Source organism: Neobacillus sp. 204 (assembly GCF_046562815.1).
Classification (GTDB): domain Bacteria; phylum Bacillota; class Bacilli; order Bacillales; family Cytobacillaceae; genus Neobacillus.
In genome coordinates this window covers 1-19,550 of sequence record NZ_JBJORY010000010.1, presented here as the reverse complement: position 1 = coordinate 19,550, position 19,550 = coordinate 1, and the positions used below count along the sequence as shown (strand labels likewise).

Below are 19,550 nucleotides of genomic sequence, written 5' to 3'. Positions count from 1 at the left end.
TTAGCTTTAATTTATCACTACTACATCAAGCGGCCGCTTTTTTGATGGTTCATTTATATTGAGCTTTTCCTTAAGTTTTACTTCATAAAAGCCTCTTAAATTTTAAATGTATTTAATATTTAAAAGAATGTAAAATTATATTAGATATGTTTCTTTCATACACATTTTGTTGAAATAATAACGGGCTTATACATTTTTAGCCCTAACTACATTTTTCAAACATAAGAAGTACAAATTGTTTATTACCACATATTTCCTCATTACTGAGATTAAGGAAGTTGAAATATATGAAAATGCTAGAAATGTTAATCGAAAGGAAAAGAAAAAAGATGATAGCTCTCGCAGAGCAGTATGGACTCTCGGGACATGAGACAATTCAAGTTAGTAAAGAACTTGACCAATTAATCATTCTGTATCAAAAGATTATCGCATCTAAAAATTATAATATACAAAACCATCACACAGAAGATCGCGCTAGTAATCGCAATTTTCCATTTCCTCAAAGGGAGATTGACCATAAGCAACAACTGGAGAAGCTAATTATATAAATGAAACCTTTATTTGTAAAAGGTTGTCTATGGGGAATGTCGATATCCGTTGTTTTAGGGGCAATAGTTATTTATTTTTTTATAAATATGATCTAACTAATGATAGTCTTTATTTCAATTATCATTTTCCATTTATATAAAGCCTTATTTTCTCTACAAAAAGTATATATGGCCATTAACGACACAATAATTGCCAAAAACAACCTTGTAAAGGGGGGCTTGTTATGTACAAAATCATGATAATAGATGATGATGTCCCAATGCTAAAATATTTAGAAAAGTTAGTTCAGTGGAACAGTCTAGAGTTAACTATTTGTGCTTCAACGTACTCTTCTTTGAAAGCGCTTCAATTATTTGGTATAACAAACCCAGATATCGTCATCTCAGATATTGGACTTCCTCAAATGAACGGGCTTGAATTAGCAGAGAAATTTAGAGAAATCAAACCAGAAGTTCGAACGATTTTCCTTACATGTCATGAAGATTTCCACTACGCTAAACGCGCTGTTCAATTAGGGGCAGACGAATATCTGATTAAAGATGAACTTACTTCTGAACAATTAGAAAAAAGTCTTAGAAAATCTCTCCAACATATAAAAAATTCACGAGATAATCATGAACTCTATTCATTCCGTGAAACGATACAAATAAATAAAGATGTCTTAAAGCAAAACTTTTTAGATCAGATTCTTTCTGGAAAGAATATTGAAAATGTAATTGGTTACGGCAAAAGGTTAGGTATTCATTGGAATTTTCCCGACTTTATTGCGGGGATCTCTTTTATTGATTTTTCCAGTTTACCGGAAAAATATCGCCTTCGGGATTTTCCTTCTATAAAATATGGGATTTTGAACATAGCAGAGGAGTTGGCTCAAAATGTGGAAGGAATGACTCCCATACTGGATAAAGAAAAAAATCTGTATTTCATTTTGAACTTTAAATATACGATTTCCCGAAACAGTTTTGAAGAATATTATCGTTATCTAGATGAATTGCAACAGAGGGTTAAAGAATACTTGAAAATAGATCTCTCTTTTTTATACAGTGGGCAAATAGTCAGGAGAACAGATCTTGGGGATGAAATTTTCAACTTGAGTGAATCCCGTTATCAGGCCTTTTACAATCGTTCGACTATCAACCAATTGCGACCTAACCTTCGAAACGAATGGAATATTAATTCAAATGAATTGTTGAATCCGTTAGGAAGAACTTTGATGAAGGCATATGATAACAACGATTTACCAACCATTAGTAGAACAATCGAAGAGTTGGATGCTCTCACTATTGAAAAATGTATTAATCCTATACAACTTAAAGAACATGGGGAACGCTGGATTAACTATATGGAAGTAAAAAGCGGCAGCTCTTTAAAAAATGATGACTTCGCCTACTTCTTCAAGAATTCTGTTAAATTGAATGAAGTCATTTTACTGCTAAAAAATAGAACGGTACAATTAAAAGGCTGCTTAGAGGACAAAACATGCGATTCGAGGAAAAAACCAAAGTTACAAGAAATTGATCAGTATATCATGGCGCATTTGTCTGATAATATCAGCTCAGCGGATATGGCTAACTTCCTTTTCTTAAACCCTAGTTACTTCTCCCGTTATTTTAAAAAATTAGCAGGTGAAAACTTCACAGATTATATCCATCGCTTTAAAATGAAAACAGCCGAGAAAATGCTGCAGGAAAAAGAAGATAGCATTGAAAATATTGCTAGTCAGTTAGGCTATTCGGACAGAACATACTTCTCCAAAATATTTAAGAAACATACAGGATATAGCCCTGGAGAATATAAATCCAGGCAAACAGATTCCATCCATTCGTAAAGACAAGAAGGTTTATTTTGTAATTTATGAAATTCATATGAAAAACCCCATTTTCACTACTTGGACCAAGATAGATCTCTATCATCCAAGTCGAAAATGGGGTTTGTCTTATGGTCTGAATGTTTCATTTCAATTGTTAACCATCATTACTAGCAGCAAGGTTATTTTTTATCCGTTCAATTTTATTAATAGATTGATAAGCAAAAGTCATCAACAATATACTTAGGAGACTTCCTGAAAAAAAAGGAAGCAAACCAGGAACCATTCTAAGCATAAAGTATGCGGTTATAAGACACAAGACCATCAACGCTGTCCGGATGGGGTTAGCGACACCAATTAGAAAAGCATGTTTGACATACTGGAGAAGTTTCAAATCATAATGGACGAAAACTGGGAAAATATAAATCAAAATAACGGTGTAAATACTAGTAAAAACGAACGTAACAATCATGAATATCCTATTGATTAATTCATTTTGGAAATCAATGATTTTAAAATCAAGATATAGGATGAGACCTGTAATGAAAAACATCAGCCCCAATCCGTTCGTTTTAAAGAATTCAGCCCGGTAATAATTCCAAAATGTCTTGAACACGGGAATATCATTTTTACCTATTAACCATTTTCGTATTACAGCAAACATCGCAGCCGTAGCTGGGAAGATCCCAAACGCAACGGCGCCCAATACAGTGAATAGAATCCAAAGAATATTAAGGTAAGCCAAAAGCATAATCCACTCGCATGTTCGGAAGATTAAGCCCAAAATTCCTTTCCACTCCATCCTTACTCCTCCTTTATTTGAACGGAAAATCATCCTTAATAATTTTTTTATTATAAAGGAAATTGGAATAATCGGTCATGGAGAATTTTGACCCTCATGTGCAAGATTTTTACCCTTTGGAATACTCCGAAAATACGTTGGAGCAGGCTTTTGAAAAGGTAAAAATATTACACGCAGAGGTACAAATCGTCAATGGGAACCCTTTATTGATTCGATTAAATTAAGAGTATAAACAAAAAGGATGAGGTGAGGATCTATGGAAACAAACATTCAAAAAACGATTAGCAAGTCTATTGGCAAGTCTATTAATAAAAAGAGTTTTTGGACCAACTCCCGCAGAGAATCGTTAAGCGGCTTTCTTTTCATTGCTCCCGAATTTATTGGGATTATTGGGTTAGGTGTTTTCCCGCTGCTTTTTTCATTGTACTTAAGTTTTACGGAATGGAATTTGGTAGGTGGTCTCAAAGCCATTCACTTTATTGGATTGGACAATTTTATCAATGTTTTCCAAGATAAGATTTTCTATCAAGCATTAAAAAACAATTTTATTTTCTCTCTGGTTTATGTTCCAGTCAGTATTGGGTTATCACTGATTATCGCTGTTTTAATATCATCAGCCGTTTATTTTAAAGGATTTTTTAAGGTGGCGTTCTTTGTTCCTTATATTTCAACGATGGTTGCTGTAGCAACCGTGTTTTCTGTATTATTCCATCCATCTTTAGGTGTAATTAATAAAGTCTTGCATTCCATTGGAATTTCAAACCCGCCTGATTGGTTCGGAAGTACTGATTCTGCTCTTTGGGCGATCATTATTATCGCCGTTTGGAATATCGTTGGTTATAATGTCGTCATTTATATCGCAGGATTGACAGGTGTGTCAGCCGAATTGTATGAGTCGGCTCAAATAGATGGTGCAAACAAGCTTCAGCAATTCTTTCATATCACCGTTCCGATGCTCGGTCCTACAACTCTATTTCTACTCATTACATCCATTGTAAACTCGTTTAAAGTCTTTGATTTGATCGCCTTTTTAACCGATGGTGGGCCAAATAATTCAACAAATGTACTTGTTTACTATATTTACCAAGAAGGATTCCAAAATTTTAGAATGGGTTATGCAAGTGCATTATCTTGGGTATTGTTTGTAATTGTTGCAGTCATCACTCTTGTTACCGCCAGAGCGCAAAAGGAACAATTTTAAGGAGGTATGATCATATGGCGAACTTGAAAGTATCAAAAGTTATTGGAACGATTTTAGTTGGGATGTTGTCGTTACTGTTCTTATCGCCTTTACTATGGATGCTCTCTTCTGCAGCCAAGGTAGAAAAGGATGTAATGACATACCCAATAGACTGGATTCCGAATAACTGGAATTTAATTGAAAACATTAAAACAGTGTGGCTTGGAAAAGTCCCTTTTGAATTGTTTTATCTCAATTCATTAAAACTTGCAATTATCTCTACTGTCATTACGCTTATCATTTCTTCGATGGCGGGATATTCCTTTGCAAAATTAAATTTTCCGTTTAAAAATACAGTGTTTTTTTTACTAATGGCGTTTTTCTTAGTTCCGTCAGAATCGACGCTTGTCCCTAGATTTATCCTGATTAATTGGCTGGGTCTGTATGATTCTCATGAAGCGCTCATACTCATGTCTGCATTCTCCATCCCGCTTACGTTTCTGATGCGTCAGTTTATGATTGGAATCAGTACAGAATATATCGAGGCGGCAAAAATGGATGGGGCTGGATTTTTCCGGATTTATTGGCAGATTATGCTGCCAATGGTTAAGCCAATTCTAGCAACTGCAGGAATCCTTAAGTTTATTTGGACTTGGAATGATTATCAGAATCCACTTATCTTTCTTTCCAGTCAAAAATTATATACTATTACACTTGGTATGGGAATGTTCGCAGATGAATTTGGCACCAGCTATGCAGCGACAATGATGGCAGCACTTGCTGCGATTATTCCGCTGATTGTTGTATTCTTAATCCTTCAAAAACAGGTTATCGATGGAATCACGGTTGGTGGTGTCAAAGGGTAGGCAAAATAGTGCACAATGTTCTCAAAATATTACACAGATTGAAACCAAAAAGAAAATTATAATAAATTTGAAAATTGAAAAAGGGGGAATAATAAATGAAGATGAAAAAGATGAGAAATATGATGTTGAGTATGACATTGATCGGTTCTGTTTTTCTATCGGCCTGCTCAGCTGGAACAGAAAAGGTTGATCAAAAAACTGCAAAGAAAAATGAAAAGGTTTCCATCAATTACTATACTTGGGAAACAAATGATGTGATCCAGAAGAAAATTGACAACTTTGAAAAAGCAAACCCTAATATTGATGTGAATTATGAGCCGCTCGTCACAAATAATAACAGTCTTGAATATTACAAAAAATTGGACATTAAGATGGGGACTGGACAACCTATCGATGTAGTGGCTTTCTCCCATGTGGACTTCTTGGTAGAGCGTGCAGCCCGCGGCGTGTTGGCTCCTGTAGATGATTTTTTGAAAGCGGATTCTATTAATCCAGATGAAGAATTCTACAGTGTGCCGAAATATGAGAATAAGACATATGGTATCCAGGACACCTCACAACCTTGGCTGGTCGCGTTAAATAAGAAAGCTTTAGATGAAGCTGGGCTGCCTGTACCAACTTGGGGCTGGACTTGGGATGATTTTCGTGAGTATGCAAAAAAATTAACCAAAGGCAAGCAGTATGGTGCATATTTCCATACATGGGGAGAATACGATAATTTCGTTGCTTACTCTGAGCTGCCACATCCATATTTAACAAAAGATCAAAAGCCAGTATTTAACGATCCATCTTTTAAGAATTTCTTTGAATTACGTCGTAACATGGAAAAGGACGGCTCTGTTAAGCCATTTAAGGATGTCATTGCGGCCCAATTGAATTATTCGACAGAATTTTTAAATGGTGAAGCAGCCATGCTGCCTACAGCTGCGTTCTTCGTTAGTTTAATTAAAGATAAACAAAAATTCCCACATGATTTCGAAACTGTATTTGCACCGCTACCTCAATCTTCAAAGGATACAAAGGTTGGTGCAACAAATGTTGGCGGACACTATCTCGCTATTGGAGAATCTTCTAAACATAAGAAAGAATCGTACAAATTTGCTCTTTATATGGCACAACAAACAGATGTTATCAGTGATATTCCAGGATCTAAGAATGTGGACAAGAATGCAGTAATTGACCAAATGATTGGGGAAGACACAAATCTAGTAGACAAACAATCACTAGTGAGCTCCGTATTCGATAATAGAAGTTATGTACCTTATAATACAAGTTATACGACAAGTTATGCCAGCCAATTAAAGCCCGTGTTGGAGAACGGATTCAGTAAATTCATGTTAGATGGTATAAGTGCTGAAGAAGCTCAAAAATGGATGGTTGAGCAGGGGAACGATATCATTTCAAAATCCAAGTAAACACTTTTATCTCTAGAAAAAGCAGCCGAAAAATGGCTGCTTTTTCCCTTATTATTAGGTTCAGTGTTCGTGGTATACTAAATTGTCGTCAGATGATGCAAAGGAGGGGTGGGAATGTTGAAATGGCTGTTGAAATCAACTTTTTATCGGAAAATTCAAATTTCTTTTTTTGTTTTTATTCTTTTTCCCCTTGCGATTGCGACGGTTTTCTCTTATTCCCTCATAAGAAGTGTGGTAGTAGAAAAGGTGAAGGATTCCCGCCAAAATGTGGTAAATGTCTATGCTAGTGATTTAAATCAAACGGTGGAGGAAATCGTCTATGCTACCAATCTTTATGGAAAACCAGGAAATAGCACTTTTGAAGATATAAGGGCTTTTAAAGATTTAGGTCAGTTATCTTCATTTGAAAACTATCAAAGGTATACCCGAATCTCCGATTTTCTTAGATTATCTTTTTCAAAAACTTCTGGTCTAAAGGCAGAGGTATTTTATTTGAATAACAGTAATTTTTTAATTTCTGGAAGTAATACCTTAGAATACTCATTCCTAAAAAATCCCCATTCAAAGGCTCTGGATCCTAAATGGAGGAACACACTCGACCCTAACAGAATCTATTGGATAACAGAATCCGATTTAGGTATCTCGCCATTGACTGAAAATGAGTCGTATTACTTTGCTGTGAGAGCATATAAAGACTTCTCCAACGGCAAGAATTTAGGTGTTATTTTTGTAGGAATCCCACATAAATATTTTAAACAGCTGTTTAAAAATCCAGATACAGGTACATTCCTATTGTACAACGATAAAAAAAAGTTGATTATTCAATACCCGGAAAAGGAAATAGGAACTAGGGAAGGGGAGGAATTAAAGGTTAGTGCAACCGTTCCTGCTTCCAATTGGAAGCTTCTATATCGTTCTTCCTTCAGAAATATAACAGGCGAGATTTCTCAAACGTTTCGATTCTATACTATTTCTCTTTCTATAAGTATCTTAATTTTTCTTATTATTTCTGTTTTTATCGGCAGATCGATTTACAAACCCCTTAATAGATTAAGAAAAGTAGCTGAACAGTTTGGAAATGAAAATCTAAGTGTTCGTTTCCCTGTAGAAGGGAAAGACGAAATTGCTGTACTAGGAAATGCTTTTAACAACATGCTCGATCAAATAAAACAATGGATTGGAAAATTCAAAAAAGAACAGGAAGAAAAACGGCTGATTGAGCTTCAAGCCTTATTTGCGCAAATCCGCCCTCATTTTTTGATTAATACACTCAATTCGATTAAATGTAATTTGATTTTAAACAATGATCACATTCATAGCCGTCAAATAGATTCTTTAATGAGGCTGTTGCGCGGTTACATGAGGGTGGATGAACTAACACCCCTCAAGAAAGAGTGTGAGTTATTGATTGACTATGCAAATATTATGAAGATGCGAAACGACATGAATTTGGATTTGCTTATTGATATACCAGAAGAATGGGAAGATTTTCTCGTGCCGCGCTTAATTTTGCAGCCTTTAGTGGAAAACGCCATCATTCATGGTTTTAATGAAGATCTCCATAAACCCACGATTATTATTGAAGCTCGCAGCTTGAATCAACAATTGTTCATTGAAGTGCGGGACAATGGCATCGGTATGTCGGAAGAAAAAATAAAGTGGTTGCAGTCAAATCTTCATGATGAAGAAGAGCAAAAGGAAGGTAAAAAACATATTGGCTTAAAAAATGTATTTCAACGACTAATACTGACCTACGGACCTGAGGTATCAATGGATATTCACAATAATGAAAATACAGGCCTGTCCATTCGAGTATCTATTCCTATTAAAAGGGCAATGGTAAATGATTGAAAAAGTAAAAATTCTCCACGATATGAGTAAAAATCATACATTGTTACTGGTGCCAAGCTCCAGTAACATTTTTTATGTAATGGTAACCAAGAAAGGGGGAACTTGATAAAATGGACATAAAAAAATTAATCAAAAAGACTGGAAATATATGGTTCCATTATAAATCATTTATCTTACTAGGAATCGTTGTTGCTGGGATGATACTTTCCCTTCTTCCATCTTTTCATCACTCAAGAGAAAGAGCCTTACAGGCAGTGTTCATTGGCAATTACGTAAAAGGGGAAAAGCAACTGGAATTGCAGACGACTACTAAAAAAATTCTTGGGAAAACAAATTCAGATTCAGCCATCAGTATTGATTTTTGGGCAACTAGAGACGAGACGCTATTCTCAGATAGCACATTCCCAAAAAAACTGGCAGCGATGATTGCAACAGAAAGTGTTGATATTGTCGTTATGGATAAAAAGTCTTTCCTGGCTTTCGCTCGTGAAGGGTCTTTTTTGCCGCTTGATCGATTTGAAAGTAAGTTTTTAGAAGGCACCCAGTTTTTATCAAGTATGGAGAACGGGCAAGAACATCGTTACGGAATTGAGCTAGCCAAGAACCCGCAATTGGGGAGGGCAGGCTACCATACAAAGGAAAAAGTGTTAGGTATTGTTGCTAACAGTAAAAATCATAAGATGGCTGTTCGGGCAGCAACTTCACTGGTTGACTATTAATTTAGTAATAGTCTGGTTATTAGTTTTTTTTGAATACGCTTCCATGTATAGTCTGAAAATTAGAAAACTGATCATTTATTTTCAATTTATTCTGAGGAGGAAGACAATGGCTAAACAACAAAAAAGGAAATCTATGATTTTATTCATGATTTCTATGCTTCTCATATCACTTATTTCTGTTAAGAGCATCGCACAAGCAAACACAACGGGAGGACAGTCTGGCACAATGGAGGCTTATGATCAAGCTCGAGCGAAATGGTTTAACAAATTAACGGGAAATGAGAAATACAATCCGAACGACCCGGATATGAATAATTACCTTCTGAAATTATCCAATCGAGTGACAAATTCCGGAAATACAGGATCTTGGGATACACTGAATAAGTCAAATGACCGGACATGCTTATGGAAAAATTTAGTGAGCACCACGAATTCAGCAGAAATCACAAGTGCTTATAACAACTTGAAAGATATGGCGCTCGCCTATTCGATCAAGGATTCAAACTTATATCATAATGAAGCTTTGAAAGTTGACCTTTTAAACGCTTTGGATTGGATGTACGCAAATCGTTATAACGAGCAAAAAAGCGAATATGGAAATTGGTGGGACTGGGAAATTGGTACGCCAAAGAGATTAAATGACATCATGGTGTTAATGTACGATGATTTGACAACCACACAGCTAAACAACTATATAAGGGCAATTGACCGATTTGATCCGGATCCGAAAGTTAGAACATTAAACGGTGTGAAAGAAACAGGAGCTAATCTGCTAGACAAAATTTTTATCGCTAACCTTGGGGGTGTGATCGGGAAAAACAGTGATAAAATCACCCAGGGACATGATGCGCTTTCTAAAGAATATGATTATGTGGATCATGGAGATGGCGTTTACAAGGATGGATCGCTTGTACAGCACTTTAATATTGCCTACACAGGAGCTTATGGAGCTGTTTGGCTTACTCGTACGGCAGATATCCTTTATTTGTTAAAAGGTTCTCCGTGGGAAATTACAGACCCTAACATAAATAATGTGTTTAACTGGGCAACGGATTCCTTTGAGCCGGTTATCTATAAAGGGGCCGTAATGGACATGGTGAATGGGAGAACCCTTTCGCGCCAATACGAAAATGATCATGATAAAGGCAGAGGCATCATATTAAGTTTGTTAAACCTAGCTGATGCTGCTCCTCAGGAAAAATCAACTTTCATTAAGCGTATGGTGAAAGAATGGATTCAAACGGATACTACGTTCCCTAACTATACAGCAGGTTTGTCGATTTATGATATTAATCTTGTAAAATCATTGATGGCCGATTCTGCGATTCAGCCAAGAGGGGAATTACTTAAAAACCAGGTACTTGCCGGTATGGACCGCGTCGTACATTTACGGCCGGGCTTTGGTTTTGCGATAAGTATGTTCTCCGACCGGATATCCGCATTTGAATTCGGCAATGGCGAGAACTCAAAGGGCTGGTATACAGGAATCGGCATGACTAATTTATACAACAATGATCTTAAGCAATTTAAAAACGATTTTTGGCCAACGGTCGACAGCTTCCGATTAGCGGGTACAACCACAGACGGGTCAAAAGGAATATTAAAAGATTGGGCCGCTTATTATAACACCAGAACTTGGGCTGGCGGATCCACAATGGATGGGTATTATGGAACAGCAAGTATGGACTTCTCACTTGCAAATGTGACGGGAAGCAGTCTACAAGGTAAGAAGTCTTGGTTCATGTTTGATGATGAAATCGTTGCTCTCGGATCCGATATTAAAGGCGGGGACAATCGTAAAGTGGAAACGATTGTTGAAAACCGGCAATTGAGCGATGCCGGAGACAACCAGTTAACCGTGAATGGAGAAACAAAACCAAGTAGCCTTGGCTGGTCAGAACAGATGGAAAACGTCAAGTGGGCTCATCTAGAGGGAAACGTTCAACATTCAGACATCGGCTATTATTTTCCTGAATCCGCACGTATTGATAGTTTGCGCGAAGCAAGAACCGGTTCATGGAGAGATATTAATAGCGGTGGTCCAACCACTCCGATTACAAGAAATTACTTAAGCTTGGCTTTTAATCATGGTATAAACCCGCAGGATGCCTCATACTCATATGTACTGCTGCCAAATAAATCTAAAGAAGATGTAGAAGCATACAGCCAGAATCCAAATGTAACAATCTTAAGCAATACAAAGGATGTTCATTCCGTCAAAGAAACGTCGCTTGGAATAACCGCTGCCAACTTTTTTGCGCCTGGTACAGCAGACTTCATCACAGCTGAGAATCCAGCTTCTGTTATGGTGAAGGAGAAACAAGGTGAATTGACGCTGTCTGTTTCGGATCCAACACAGAAGCAGGACAAAGTCATCATTGATTTAGATAAAACAGGTATTTCTGTCATAAGTAAAGATGATACCGTTAATGTTCTGCAAACATCTCCAACTATAAAAGTAGAGATCAATGTTGCAGGCTCTATTGGTAGAACACACGTTGTGAAATTCCAAGATGATGAGACGAAAGATATTGAGCGTTTGGATCAAGTTATCGATTTCGGCTATCAAAACGGCTGGATTATGAATGACGGAATCTATAACAGTTTAAATTCGAAGGTTGACCAGATTCAAAAACACAAAAATGACAGTGACTTAATTAATGAAGGAGTGAAAGCTCTAGAAAATCAAGTTCAAGCTCAATCTGGAAAAATGATCAATCCTGTTTTTGGTAATTTTCTGCTGAGCAAAACGATGCTGTTAGAATCACATAATTAAGAAGGTTTCCGCTTAAGTAGTAAAATACATGACAGTCAGCCAAGGCTTTTTAAAAGCCTTGGCTATTTCATTATCTTTTTCACCCGAATCGAATAGGTAAAAATTTTTCACAAACAGCCCTAAATATTACCTATAGAAACCACCTCATAAAAATTATGATACCTTAAAAGGTACGTTTTTTAAGCGATATCAAAATTAGAGGTGCAGACAAATGAGAAAGGCAATTGGTATTGATATTGGCGGGACAAAGATTGCAGCGGGAATCATTACGGAATCGGGGGAACTGCTTTCCCGTGCAGAAGTAACAAGTGATCCTTCCGACCGCGAAAAAATGTTCGAACAAGTAGTACGAGCGGTTGAAGAAGTTCTGGAAAAGTCATCTTTAAAATGGTCAGAGATAGATGGAATCGGCGCAGGTGTACCAGGCAAAGTGGATTGGGAAAATGGTATCGCGATTTTTCAAAACAATTTGCCTTGGGATCGGTTTCCGATCGTATCACGTTTACAAGAAAAGTTTTTCATTGAGAATGTAACCATCGATAACGATGTTTATATGGCTGCTTTTGCCGAGTGGAAGTTTGCCCGGAGAACATGGATTGAGACCTTTGTTTATATGACCATCAGTACGGGAATCTCCTGCTCGATCATTCATAATGGAACCTTTATCAGAGGAGCTGGATTTGCCGGGGAGTTGGGATTAATACCCGTCCTTTCAAAGGGGGCCGGAAGGAAAAATGAACGGCTGGAAAAAGTCGCTGCCGGACCAGCTATCCAAACTTTAGCCAAAACGCAATTACAGGTTAGACATCTTTCAACAAAAGATGTCTTTACCGGTTATACAACAGGAGCACTCGAATATGTGTCGATCATCGAAGAGGTAACAGACAATTTAGCTCAAGGCATTTATGCGATTTCCTGCTTATTGGACCCGCATAAAATCGTTTTCGGAGGCAGTGTGATCATAAACAATCCTTTTCTGCTCGACATCATAAAAGAAAAGCTGAAAATCTATCAATTGCCTGAACAGCAGCATCTATTAGATCAAATGAGTTTCAGCACATTGAAGCAGGATAATGGAGTGATTGGAGCAGGGATGCGAGTTTTTGAAAGGATATAAATAAAAAAAGAGGAGATGTCGGTATGTTTACATTAACCAAAGATAAATTATTGCCACTAGGTGCATCCATAACAACTGCGGAAATCAAACAGCAGCCCGATTTATGGGATGAAACATTTGCCTTGTTTACAAAGAAAAGCATCGAGATTAGAGAGTTTCTACAAAAATTATCTAGTAAACACAGCAGAGTAAGGGTCATTTTTACAGGAGCCGGAACGTCTGCTTATGTCGGTGAGACAGTCACCCCTTATCTAAAAGAAAAAGTAGATGAGAAACAGTGGGAATTGCTAAGTATTCCAACAACTACTTTGGTGTCAAATCCTTATCAATTTTTAAAAGCAGATTTTCCAACATTATTGGTTTCTTTTGCAAGGAGCGGAAACAGTCCAGAAAGTGTGACTGCCGTACAATTAGCTGAACAAATCGTAACCGATTTGTATCAGTTAACGATTACTTGCTCACAAGATGGCAAGCTAGCCACGCGGGCAAAAGATGATGAGAATCATTTTTTGTTATTGATGCCTGAAAAATCCAATGATCAAGGATTCGCCATGACCGGAAGTTTTACTTGCATGGCGTTAACGGCTTTGCTCGTTTTTGATCCATTGTCCGTTGGGGAAAAATTAGCAATTGTTAGAACAATCCGCCATATGGGTGAAAGTGTCATTAATCGGGAAGAAGCAATACAAAAAATGATCGATACTGATTTTGAGCGCATCGTTTATCTTGGCTCAGCATGCCTGGAAGGCTTAACCAGAGAAGCTCAGTTAAAAGTATTGGAGTTAACTGCTGGTAAAATTTCCACCTCTTTTGATTCACCGCTGGGATTCAGACACGGTCCGAAATCTTTTGTGAATGAAAAATCATTAGTGTGTGTTTTTGTTTCCAACCATCCTTATACACGTCTTTACGATTTAGATTTATTACAAGAATTGAAACAAGATAACATTGCTAACTACATTTGTGCCATCGTAGTGGACGGAGAAAAAAATTATGATGGTGAAACCTTCTCTTTTGGCCGTGAAGCCCAAGATGTTCCAGACGCGTACTTGGCGCTTCCGTTTGTCATGATCGGTCAAACGGTCTCACTGCTGGCTTCCATTAAAGTGGGGAATACACCGGACACTCCTTCTCCATCCGGAACAGTCAACCGTGTTGTAAAAGGCGTAACCATTCACGAATACAAGTAAATAGATTAGAAGTTTTAAAAAAAGGAAAGGAATTCTTCGCCCTTTCCTGCATTTGCTTCTCAATGGAGGTGTGAATAAATGGAAAAGTTTATTTTTGCAGAAAAATTCTTTCTTGAAGAAAAGGCAGCAGGTCCCGGTTTTCTGGAAATCAAAGAGGGGAAATTCGGTGCTTTTTTTGAAGTATTGCCTAATGAAGCAGCGGAAGTCATTGATTATGGCGGGCTATGGATCGCTCCCGGTTTAGTTGACACGCACATTCACGGCTACAAGAACCATGATGTAATGGACAATGACTTTAAGGGATTGAATGCCATCTCTGAGGGGCTGCTCTCCTGTGGAGTAACATCCTTTTTGCCAACTACTTTAACTTCCTCAACCGAATCATTGAATGACGTTGTTGAAATGATTGGTGCAAATTATACAAAAGTACAAGGCGCAAAAATAAGAGGCATCTTTTTGGAAGGGCCATTTTTTACAGAAAAACATAAAGGGGCGCAAAACAAGAACCATTTCCGTGACCCGTCAGTTGAAATGTTGAAAATATGGCAGAAACGATCAAACGATACGATAAAAAAAATAGCCATTGCGCCTGAAAGAAAAGGTGTAGCGGAATTTATTGAATATGCCGTAAAAGAAGAGATTGCGGTGGCATTAGCCCACAGTGCCGCTACTTATGAAGAAGCAAAACAAGCGGTTGAAAAAGGAGCTTCCATTTTCGTTCATACTTACAATGGGATGAGTCCGCTGCACCATCGGGAGCTGGGGATGGTTGGTGCAGCCATGAATTTAAAAGATGTTTTTGCCGAAATTATCTGTGACGGACACCATGTTCATCCCGTTGCTGCAAACATTTTAATGAATGCCCGTGGCAGAGATACTATCGTTATGGTGACCGATTGTATGATGGCTGGAGGTATGCCGGACGGATCCTATCAGCTGGGAGAATTCCCTGTGGAAGTCAAAGATGGGACGGCCCGCTTGGAAAGTGGAAGTTTAGCAGGCAGTATTTTGCAATTAAAAGATGCTGTCAAAAATGTCGTCGACTGGGGAATTGCCATGCCGGAGGAAGCAATATATATGGCGAGTACGGCACCTGCCAAAAGTATTCAGTTGGATGGAGAATGCGGGAAGATTGCTGTTGGATATGCGGCTGACTTTATTGTGCTGACTCCAGTGCTGGAATTAACTGCGACTTACCTTGATGGTGTTTGTCGTTATCAAGCTTAACAATTTTCTGAAAGAGGGATTGCGATGATTTTAGCTGTCACCATGAATCCATCCGTCGATATTTCCTATCCGATTCATGAATTCAAGTTAGATGCTGTTAACCGGGTGGAAACGGTTCGTAAAACGGCCGGTGGAAAAGGCTTGAATGTTGCTCGGGTAGTTGCGCAAATGGAAGAAGCAGTCCTGGCGACAGGTGTGCTTGGCGGAACCATTGGTGAATACATTGTTCAGCAATTAAATAAAAGCAACATTCCAAATGACTTTTTAAGAATCAATAAAGAATCAAGAAACTGTATTGCTATTCTCCATGAAGGCATGCAAACGGAAATTTTAGAATCTGGGCCAACCTTAACGAAAGAAGAAGGGGCGGATTTTTTAGGGAAATTTGAAGAGCTGCTGTCTAAAGTTTCATTTGTGACGGTTTCTGGCAGTTTACCGAAGGGGCTTCCAACTAGTTTTTACCAACAAATGTTAGAGATTAGTCAGAAAAAGGGGATTCCCATGATATTGGATTCGTCAGGAGAACCCTTAAGGCTAGCCATGCTGCATAAGGTGAAACCATTTGCCATTAAGCCGAATACTGCTGAGTTGTCTCAGCTGCTTGGGTTTGAAGTGGATGGTAAGATAAGCAGTTTGAAACAAGCTTTAGACAATGAGTTATTTAAAGGGATTGAATGGGTTGTTGTCTCGATGGGCAGTGAAGGTGCTTTTGTAAGGCATGGTGAGGATGATTATCGAATTACAATCCCAAAAATAGACGTCGTGAATCCAGTTGGGTCCGGAGATGCGACATTTGCTGGATTATCCGTTGCACTGAATCGAAATCAGCCCACAGAGGTTGTACTGAAAACGGCTATGACCACTGGAATGTTAAATACGATGGAAGCCGGAACCGGTTATATTAACATGGCCAAGTTTAACCAGTATTTTGATTTGGTAAAAGTAGAAAAAATAGATTGATAGGGGGAATAACAATGTTAGAACTAACCAATAACAAATTGGCAGCTTTAAAGCGCTTGTCCGATGAAAATGGTGTAATCGGAGCTTTAGCGATTGATCAACGCGGCTCATTGAAAAAAATGATTACGGCAGGAAGTACGAAAAATGTCGGGGATGAAGGCATCATCCGCTTTAAGGAATTGGTTTCTGAAGAATTGACACCTTATTCTACTGCCATACTTTTAGATCCAGAATATGGACTCCCGGCTGCAAAGGTCCGCAGCAAAGATGCAGGTTTATTGGTAGCCTATGAAAAGACCGGCTATGATGCGACAGCGGTGGGGCGTTTGCCAGATTTATTATCGGAGTGGTCAGTAAAACGGTTGAAAGCCGCCGGTGCAGATGCTATTAAATTCTTACTCTACTATGATGTGGATGAAGACAAGAAAATTAATGATTATAAACACGTCTATATGGAACGTGTTGGATCCGAGTGTACAGCCGAAGACATTCCGTTTTTCTTGGAAATTGTGTCTTATGATGCCAAAAATGATGATGTAAAAAGTAAACAGTATGCAAAAGTGAAGCCACATAAAGTGATTGAGGCAATGAGGGAATTTTCCAAACCTCAGTACAATGTCGATGTTTTAAAAGTAGAAGTTCCAGTGGATATGAACTTTGTCGAAGGTTATACGGAAGGTGAAACAGTCTATAGTAAGGAAGAAGCTGCAGCGTATTTCAAAGAACAAAGTGAGGCAACAGAGCTGCCATTTATTTTTTTAAGCGCTGGAGTAAGCGCTGAAATTTTCCAAGAAACATTGAAATTTGCCAAAGAATCCGGTTCCACCTTTAACGGAGTATTATGTGGCCGTGCAACCTGGAAAGACGGCGTTGAACCTTTTGCTTTCAATGGTGAACAAGCAGGGCGTGCATGGTTACAAGAAACCGGCAAAAAGAATAATGAAGAACTAAATGCCGTTTTGAAAGAGTCAGCCAGCTCATGGTTCGATAAGGTTAAAAATAGAAATAGTCTCGTTTCTTTTTAGTTAGTAAGAAAGTCGACTTTGAGAATTGTCCCTAGATTTAAAAAAAGAAATTTTTGGTGATTGCAATACTTTACGTTTGAAGAAGTATTTCAATTTGCCGAAAATGGTTCTGGGAATATTTTACACTAACTAAAAAATTTATGAAAAAGGAAAAGGGGAATGAACATGGAAACTCGTTACGCCCATCATCCTGAGGATATTAAAACGTACACAACTGAACAATTGCGAAGTCAATTTTTAGTTGAGAGTATCTTTACAGAGGGCAATGTGAACTTAACATACACACATGTAGATCGTATGATTTTTGGTGGTGTGATGCCGATGACCGAAGGATTAACGATTTCTTTAAGCAAAGAATTGGGTGTCAGTTACTTTTTGGAACGCCGTGAAATGGGTGTTATTAATATCGGCGGCGAAGGTGTGATCGTGCTCGACGGTGTCGAATACTATATGAAACGCCGTGATGGTTTATATGTTGGAAAAGGAACACAAGAAATCTTGTTCTATTCAAAAGACGCAGCAGACCCAGCCAAATTTTATATTAACTCTGTTCCGGCGCATCAAACATTTCCAACCGTAAAAATCGATATTAACAGCATTGAACCACTTCGTTTGGGAAATGCAAGGACATTAAATCAACGAGCGATTTATCAATATATTCATCCTAATGTATGTCAAAGCTGCCAGCTTCAATTAGGATTGACGATGCTAGAGGCGGGGAGCGCATGGAATACGATGCCATGCCACACGCATGAACGCCGCATGGAAGTATATCTATACTTCGATATGGAGCCGGAGACCCGTGCTTTCCACTTTATGGGCCAGCCATATGAAACAAGGCATTTAGTCGTCAGCAATGATCAAGCAGTCATTTCGCCAAGCTGGTCGATTCACTCAGGTGTTGGAACAAGCAATTACACCTTTATTTGGGGCATGTGCGGCGAGAATATCACCTACGATGATATGGATGCAGTGAAAATGGAAGATTTACGATAAGAATCATATGGACAGGAGGTTGTGTATGGCTAATTTAGATGAATTTTCAATAGACTTCTTTCGCTTAGACGGAAAAGTGGCGATTGTGACAGGTGGAAATACAGGGTTGGGACAAGGATATGCCGTAGCACTCGCGAAAGCAGGTGCTGATTTGTTCATTGTTGCCCATGGATCCAATTGGGAAGAAACAAAGGATCTCATTGAAAAGGATGGGCGTAAGGTAACATTCTTTCAAGGGGATTTAACAAAGAGCGACACAATCAATGAAATCGTCAAGGCTTGTTTAGATGCGTACGGAAAAATTGATATTCTGGTCAATAACGCAGGGACGATTCGTCGGGCGCCGCTCCTTGAATATAAAGAAGAAGATTGGAATGCCGTAATCGATCTCAATTTAAATGCTCTATACTTTTTAAGCCAAGAGGTGGCGAAAGTCATGGTCGAGCAAAAAAGCGGGAAAATTATTAATGTTGCATCGATGTTATCGTTCCAAGGGGGTAAATTTGTACCTCCTTACACAGCAAGTAAACATGGTGTGGCAGGTATAACCAAAGCATTTGCTAATGAATTGGGCCAGCACAATATCCAAATTAACGCCATTGCGCCTGGATATATTGCAACAGCAAATACCGCACCGATTCGGGAAGATGCAACCCGTGATCAAGAAATCCTATCACGGATTCCAGCCGGTCGCTGGGGAACACCTTTTGATTTAATGGGGACGGTGGTATTTCTATCAAGTAAGGCATCTGACTATATGAATGGCCATATTTTAGCAGTGGATGGCGGCTGGTTGGTTAGATAGGTGTGTAAATGATTAAATAAGTTAAGCTGCAGAATGGTTCTGTAGCTTAACTTAATTAACGGAAGCTATACACAATTTTCCCCTACAGAAACCTCCATAATAGGGCGAACCTTTTTATTCAACAAAAGAAAAGGGAACGGGTCTCGGACTTATGACTAGTTTCAGCATCATCGAAAACCATCACGGAACTATGGATATTGAAAGTAAAGAAGGCGAAGGTACGACTGTAAAAATTTATCTTCCTGTACATAAAAAGATTAAGTAA

General features: G+C 38.3%; 16 protein-coding genes and 1 pseudogene. 16 read left to right on the top strand and 1 reads right to left on the bottom strand.

Translation table 11 applies throughout. From position 1 onward, the window contains the following. Positions 1–287: 287 nt before the first annotated feature. On the top strand, positions 288–548 hold the full coding sequence (locus tag ACJ004_RS20155) for a Spo0E family sporulation regulatory protein-aspartic acid phosphatase (protein ID WP_410894928.1): 261 nt from the start codon (positions 288–290) through the stop codon (positions 546–548). Positions 549–772: 224 nt separating this feature from the next. After that, the gene (locus ACJ004_RS20150; RefSeq protein WP_410894927.1) at positions 773–2,377 is read left to right on the top strand and encodes a response regulator transcription factor; all 1,605 of its coding nucleotides are present in this window, start codon (positions 773–775) and stop codon (positions 2,375–2,377) included. Positions 2,378–2,513: 136 nt separating this feature from the next. Here ACJ004_RS20150 and ACJ004_RS20145 read toward each other — a convergent pair whose 3' ends face one another. Beyond that, positions 2,514–3,158, bottom strand: coding sequence for a YesL family protein (locus ACJ004_RS20145; protein WP_410894926.1), 645 nt, complete (start codon positions 3,156–3,158; stop codon positions 2,514–2,516). 256 nt (positions 3,159–3,414) lie between these two features. Here ACJ004_RS20145 and ACJ004_RS20140 point away from each other — a divergent pair, with 256 nt between their 5' ends. The 14 genes and pseudogenes from ACJ004_RS20140 to ACJ004_RS20075 all read left to right on the top strand — a co-directional run. Then, positions 3,415–4,359, top strand: a complete 945-nt coding sequence (locus tag ACJ004_RS20140; RefSeq protein ID WP_410894925.1) for a carbohydrate ABC transporter permease — start codon at positions 3,415–3,417, stop codon at positions 4,357–4,359. A gap of 14 nt (positions 4,360–4,373) precedes the next feature. Then, complete coding sequence (locus ACJ004_RS20135) at positions 4,374–5,204, top strand: carbohydrate ABC transporter permease (protein ID WP_410894924.1); 831 nt, start codon at positions 4,374–4,376, stop codon at positions 5,202–5,204. 95 nt (positions 5,205–5,299) lie between these two features. Then, entirely contained in the window at positions 5,300–6,619 is a 1,320-nt protein-coding gene (locus tag ACJ004_RS20130; RefSeq protein ID WP_410894923.1) for an ABC transporter substrate-binding protein, read from the top strand. 114 nt (positions 6,620–6,733) lie between these two features. Then, entirely contained in the window at positions 6,734–8,470 is a 1,737-nt protein-coding gene (locus ACJ004_RS20125) for a sensor histidine kinase (RefSeq protein WP_410894922.1), read from the top strand. A gap of 110 nt (positions 8,471–8,580) precedes the next feature. Then, the gene (locus tag ACJ004_RS20120) at positions 8,581–9,189 is read left to right on the top strand and encodes a hypothetical protein (RefSeq protein ID WP_410894921.1); all 609 of its coding nucleotides are present in this window, start codon (positions 8,581–8,583) and stop codon (positions 9,187–9,189) included. Between the two features lie 106 nt (positions 9,190–9,295). After that, entirely contained in the window at positions 9,296–11,965 is a 2,670-nt protein-coding gene (locus tag ACJ004_RS20115; RefSeq protein WP_410894920.1) for a polysaccharide lyase 8 family protein, read from the top strand. Positions 11,966–12,176: 211 nt separating this feature from the next. Next, positions 12,177–13,082, top strand: coding sequence for an ROK family protein (locus tag ACJ004_RS20110; RefSeq protein ID WP_410894919.1), 906 nt, complete (start codon positions 12,177–12,179; stop codon positions 13,080–13,082). A 23-nt stretch (positions 13,083–13,105) separates the two neighbouring features. Further along, positions 13,106–14,272, top strand: coding sequence for an SIS domain-containing protein (locus tag ACJ004_RS20105; protein WP_410894918.1), 1,167 nt, complete (start codon positions 13,106–13,108; stop codon positions 14,270–14,272). A 78-nt stretch (positions 14,273–14,350) separates the two neighbouring features. After that, a complete protein-coding gene (nagA, locus tag ACJ004_RS20100) occupies positions 14,351–15,499 on the top strand; it encodes an N-acetylglucosamine-6-phosphate deacetylase (RefSeq protein WP_410894917.1) in 1,149 nt (382 codons plus the stop codon). 24 nt (positions 15,500–15,523) lie between these two features. Continuing rightward, on the top strand, positions 15,524–16,459 hold the full coding sequence (gene lacC, locus ACJ004_RS20095) for a tagatose-6-phosphate kinase (protein ID WP_410894916.1): 936 nt from the start codon (positions 15,524–15,526) through the stop codon (positions 16,457–16,459). A 14-nt stretch (positions 16,460–16,473) separates the two neighbouring features. Beyond that, positions 16,474–17,484 (top strand): tagatose-bisphosphate aldolase, encoded by a 1,011-nt coding sequence (gene lacD, locus ACJ004_RS20090; RefSeq protein WP_410894915.1) that lies wholly within the window; start codon positions 16,474–16,476, stop codon positions 17,482–17,484. 165 nt (positions 17,485–17,649) lie between these two features. Continuing rightward, the gene (kduI, locus tag ACJ004_RS20085) at positions 17,650–18,480 is read left to right on the top strand and encodes a 5-dehydro-4-deoxy-D-glucuronate isomerase (protein WP_410894914.1); all 831 of its coding nucleotides are present in this window, start codon (positions 17,650–17,652) and stop codon (positions 18,478–18,480) included. A gap of 25 nt (positions 18,481–18,505) precedes the next feature. Further along, positions 18,506–19,285 (top strand): 2-dehydro-3-deoxy-D-gluconate 5-dehydrogenase KduD, encoded by a 780-nt coding sequence (gene kduD / locus ACJ004_RS20080; RefSeq protein ID WP_410894913.1) that lies wholly within the window; start codon positions 18,506–18,508, stop codon positions 19,283–19,285. A 103-nt stretch (positions 19,286–19,388) separates the two neighbouring features. Then, positions 19,389–19,550, top strand: a pseudogene (locus ACJ004_RS20075) (ATP-binding protein); the annotation flags it as partial.

Coding starts and splice junctions, on each gene's coding strand:
- ACJ004_RS20155 (WP_410894928.1), top strand. CDS start 288: ATGAAAATGCTAGAAATGTTAATCGAAAGGAAAAGAAAAAAGATGATA.
- ACJ004_RS20150 (WP_410894927.1), top strand. CDS start 773: ATGTACAAAATCATGATAATAGATGATGATGTCCCAATGCTAAAATAT.
- ACJ004_RS20145 (WP_410894926.1), bottom strand. CDS start 3,158: ATGGAGTGGAAAGGAATTTTGGGCTTAATCTTCCGAACATGCGAGTGG.
- ACJ004_RS20140 (WP_410894925.1), top strand. CDS start 3,415: ATGGAAACAAACATTCAAAAAACGATTAGCAAGTCTATTGGCAAGTCT.
- ACJ004_RS20135 (WP_410894924.1), top strand. CDS start 4,374: ATGGCGAACTTGAAAGTATCAAAAGTTATTGGAACGATTTTAGTTGGG.
- ACJ004_RS20130 (WP_410894923.1), top strand. CDS start 5,300: ATGAAGATGAAAAAGATGAGAAATATGATGTTGAGTATGACATTGATC.
- ACJ004_RS20125 (WP_410894922.1), top strand. CDS start 6,734: ATGTTGAAATGGCTGTTGAAATCAACTTTTTATCGGAAAATTCAAATT.
- ACJ004_RS20120 (WP_410894921.1), top strand. CDS start 8,581: ATGGACATAAAAAAATTAATCAAAAAGACTGGAAATATATGGTTCCAT.
- ACJ004_RS20115 (WP_410894920.1), top strand. CDS start 9,296: ATGGCTAAACAACAAAAAAGGAAATCTATGATTTTATTCATGATTTCT.
- ACJ004_RS20110 (WP_410894919.1), top strand. CDS start 12,177: ATGAGAAAGGCAATTGGTATTGATATTGGCGGGACAAAGATTGCAGCG.
- ACJ004_RS20105 (WP_410894918.1), top strand. CDS start 13,106: ATGTTTACATTAACCAAAGATAAATTATTGCCACTAGGTGCATCCATA.
- nagA (WP_410894917.1), top strand. CDS start 14,351: ATGGAAAAGTTTATTTTTGCAGAAAAATTCTTTCTTGAAGAAAAGGCA.
- lacC (WP_410894916.1), top strand. CDS start 15,524: ATGATTTTAGCTGTCACCATGAATCCATCCGTCGATATTTCCTATCCG.
- lacD (WP_410894915.1), top strand. CDS start 16,474: ATGTTAGAACTAACCAATAACAAATTGGCAGCTTTAAAGCGCTTGTCC.
- kduI (WP_410894914.1), top strand. CDS start 17,650: ATGGAAACTCGTTACGCCCATCATCCTGAGGATATTAAAACGTACACA.
- kduD (WP_410894913.1), top strand. CDS start 18,506: ATGGCTAATTTAGATGAATTTTCAATAGACTTCTTTCGCTTAGACGGA.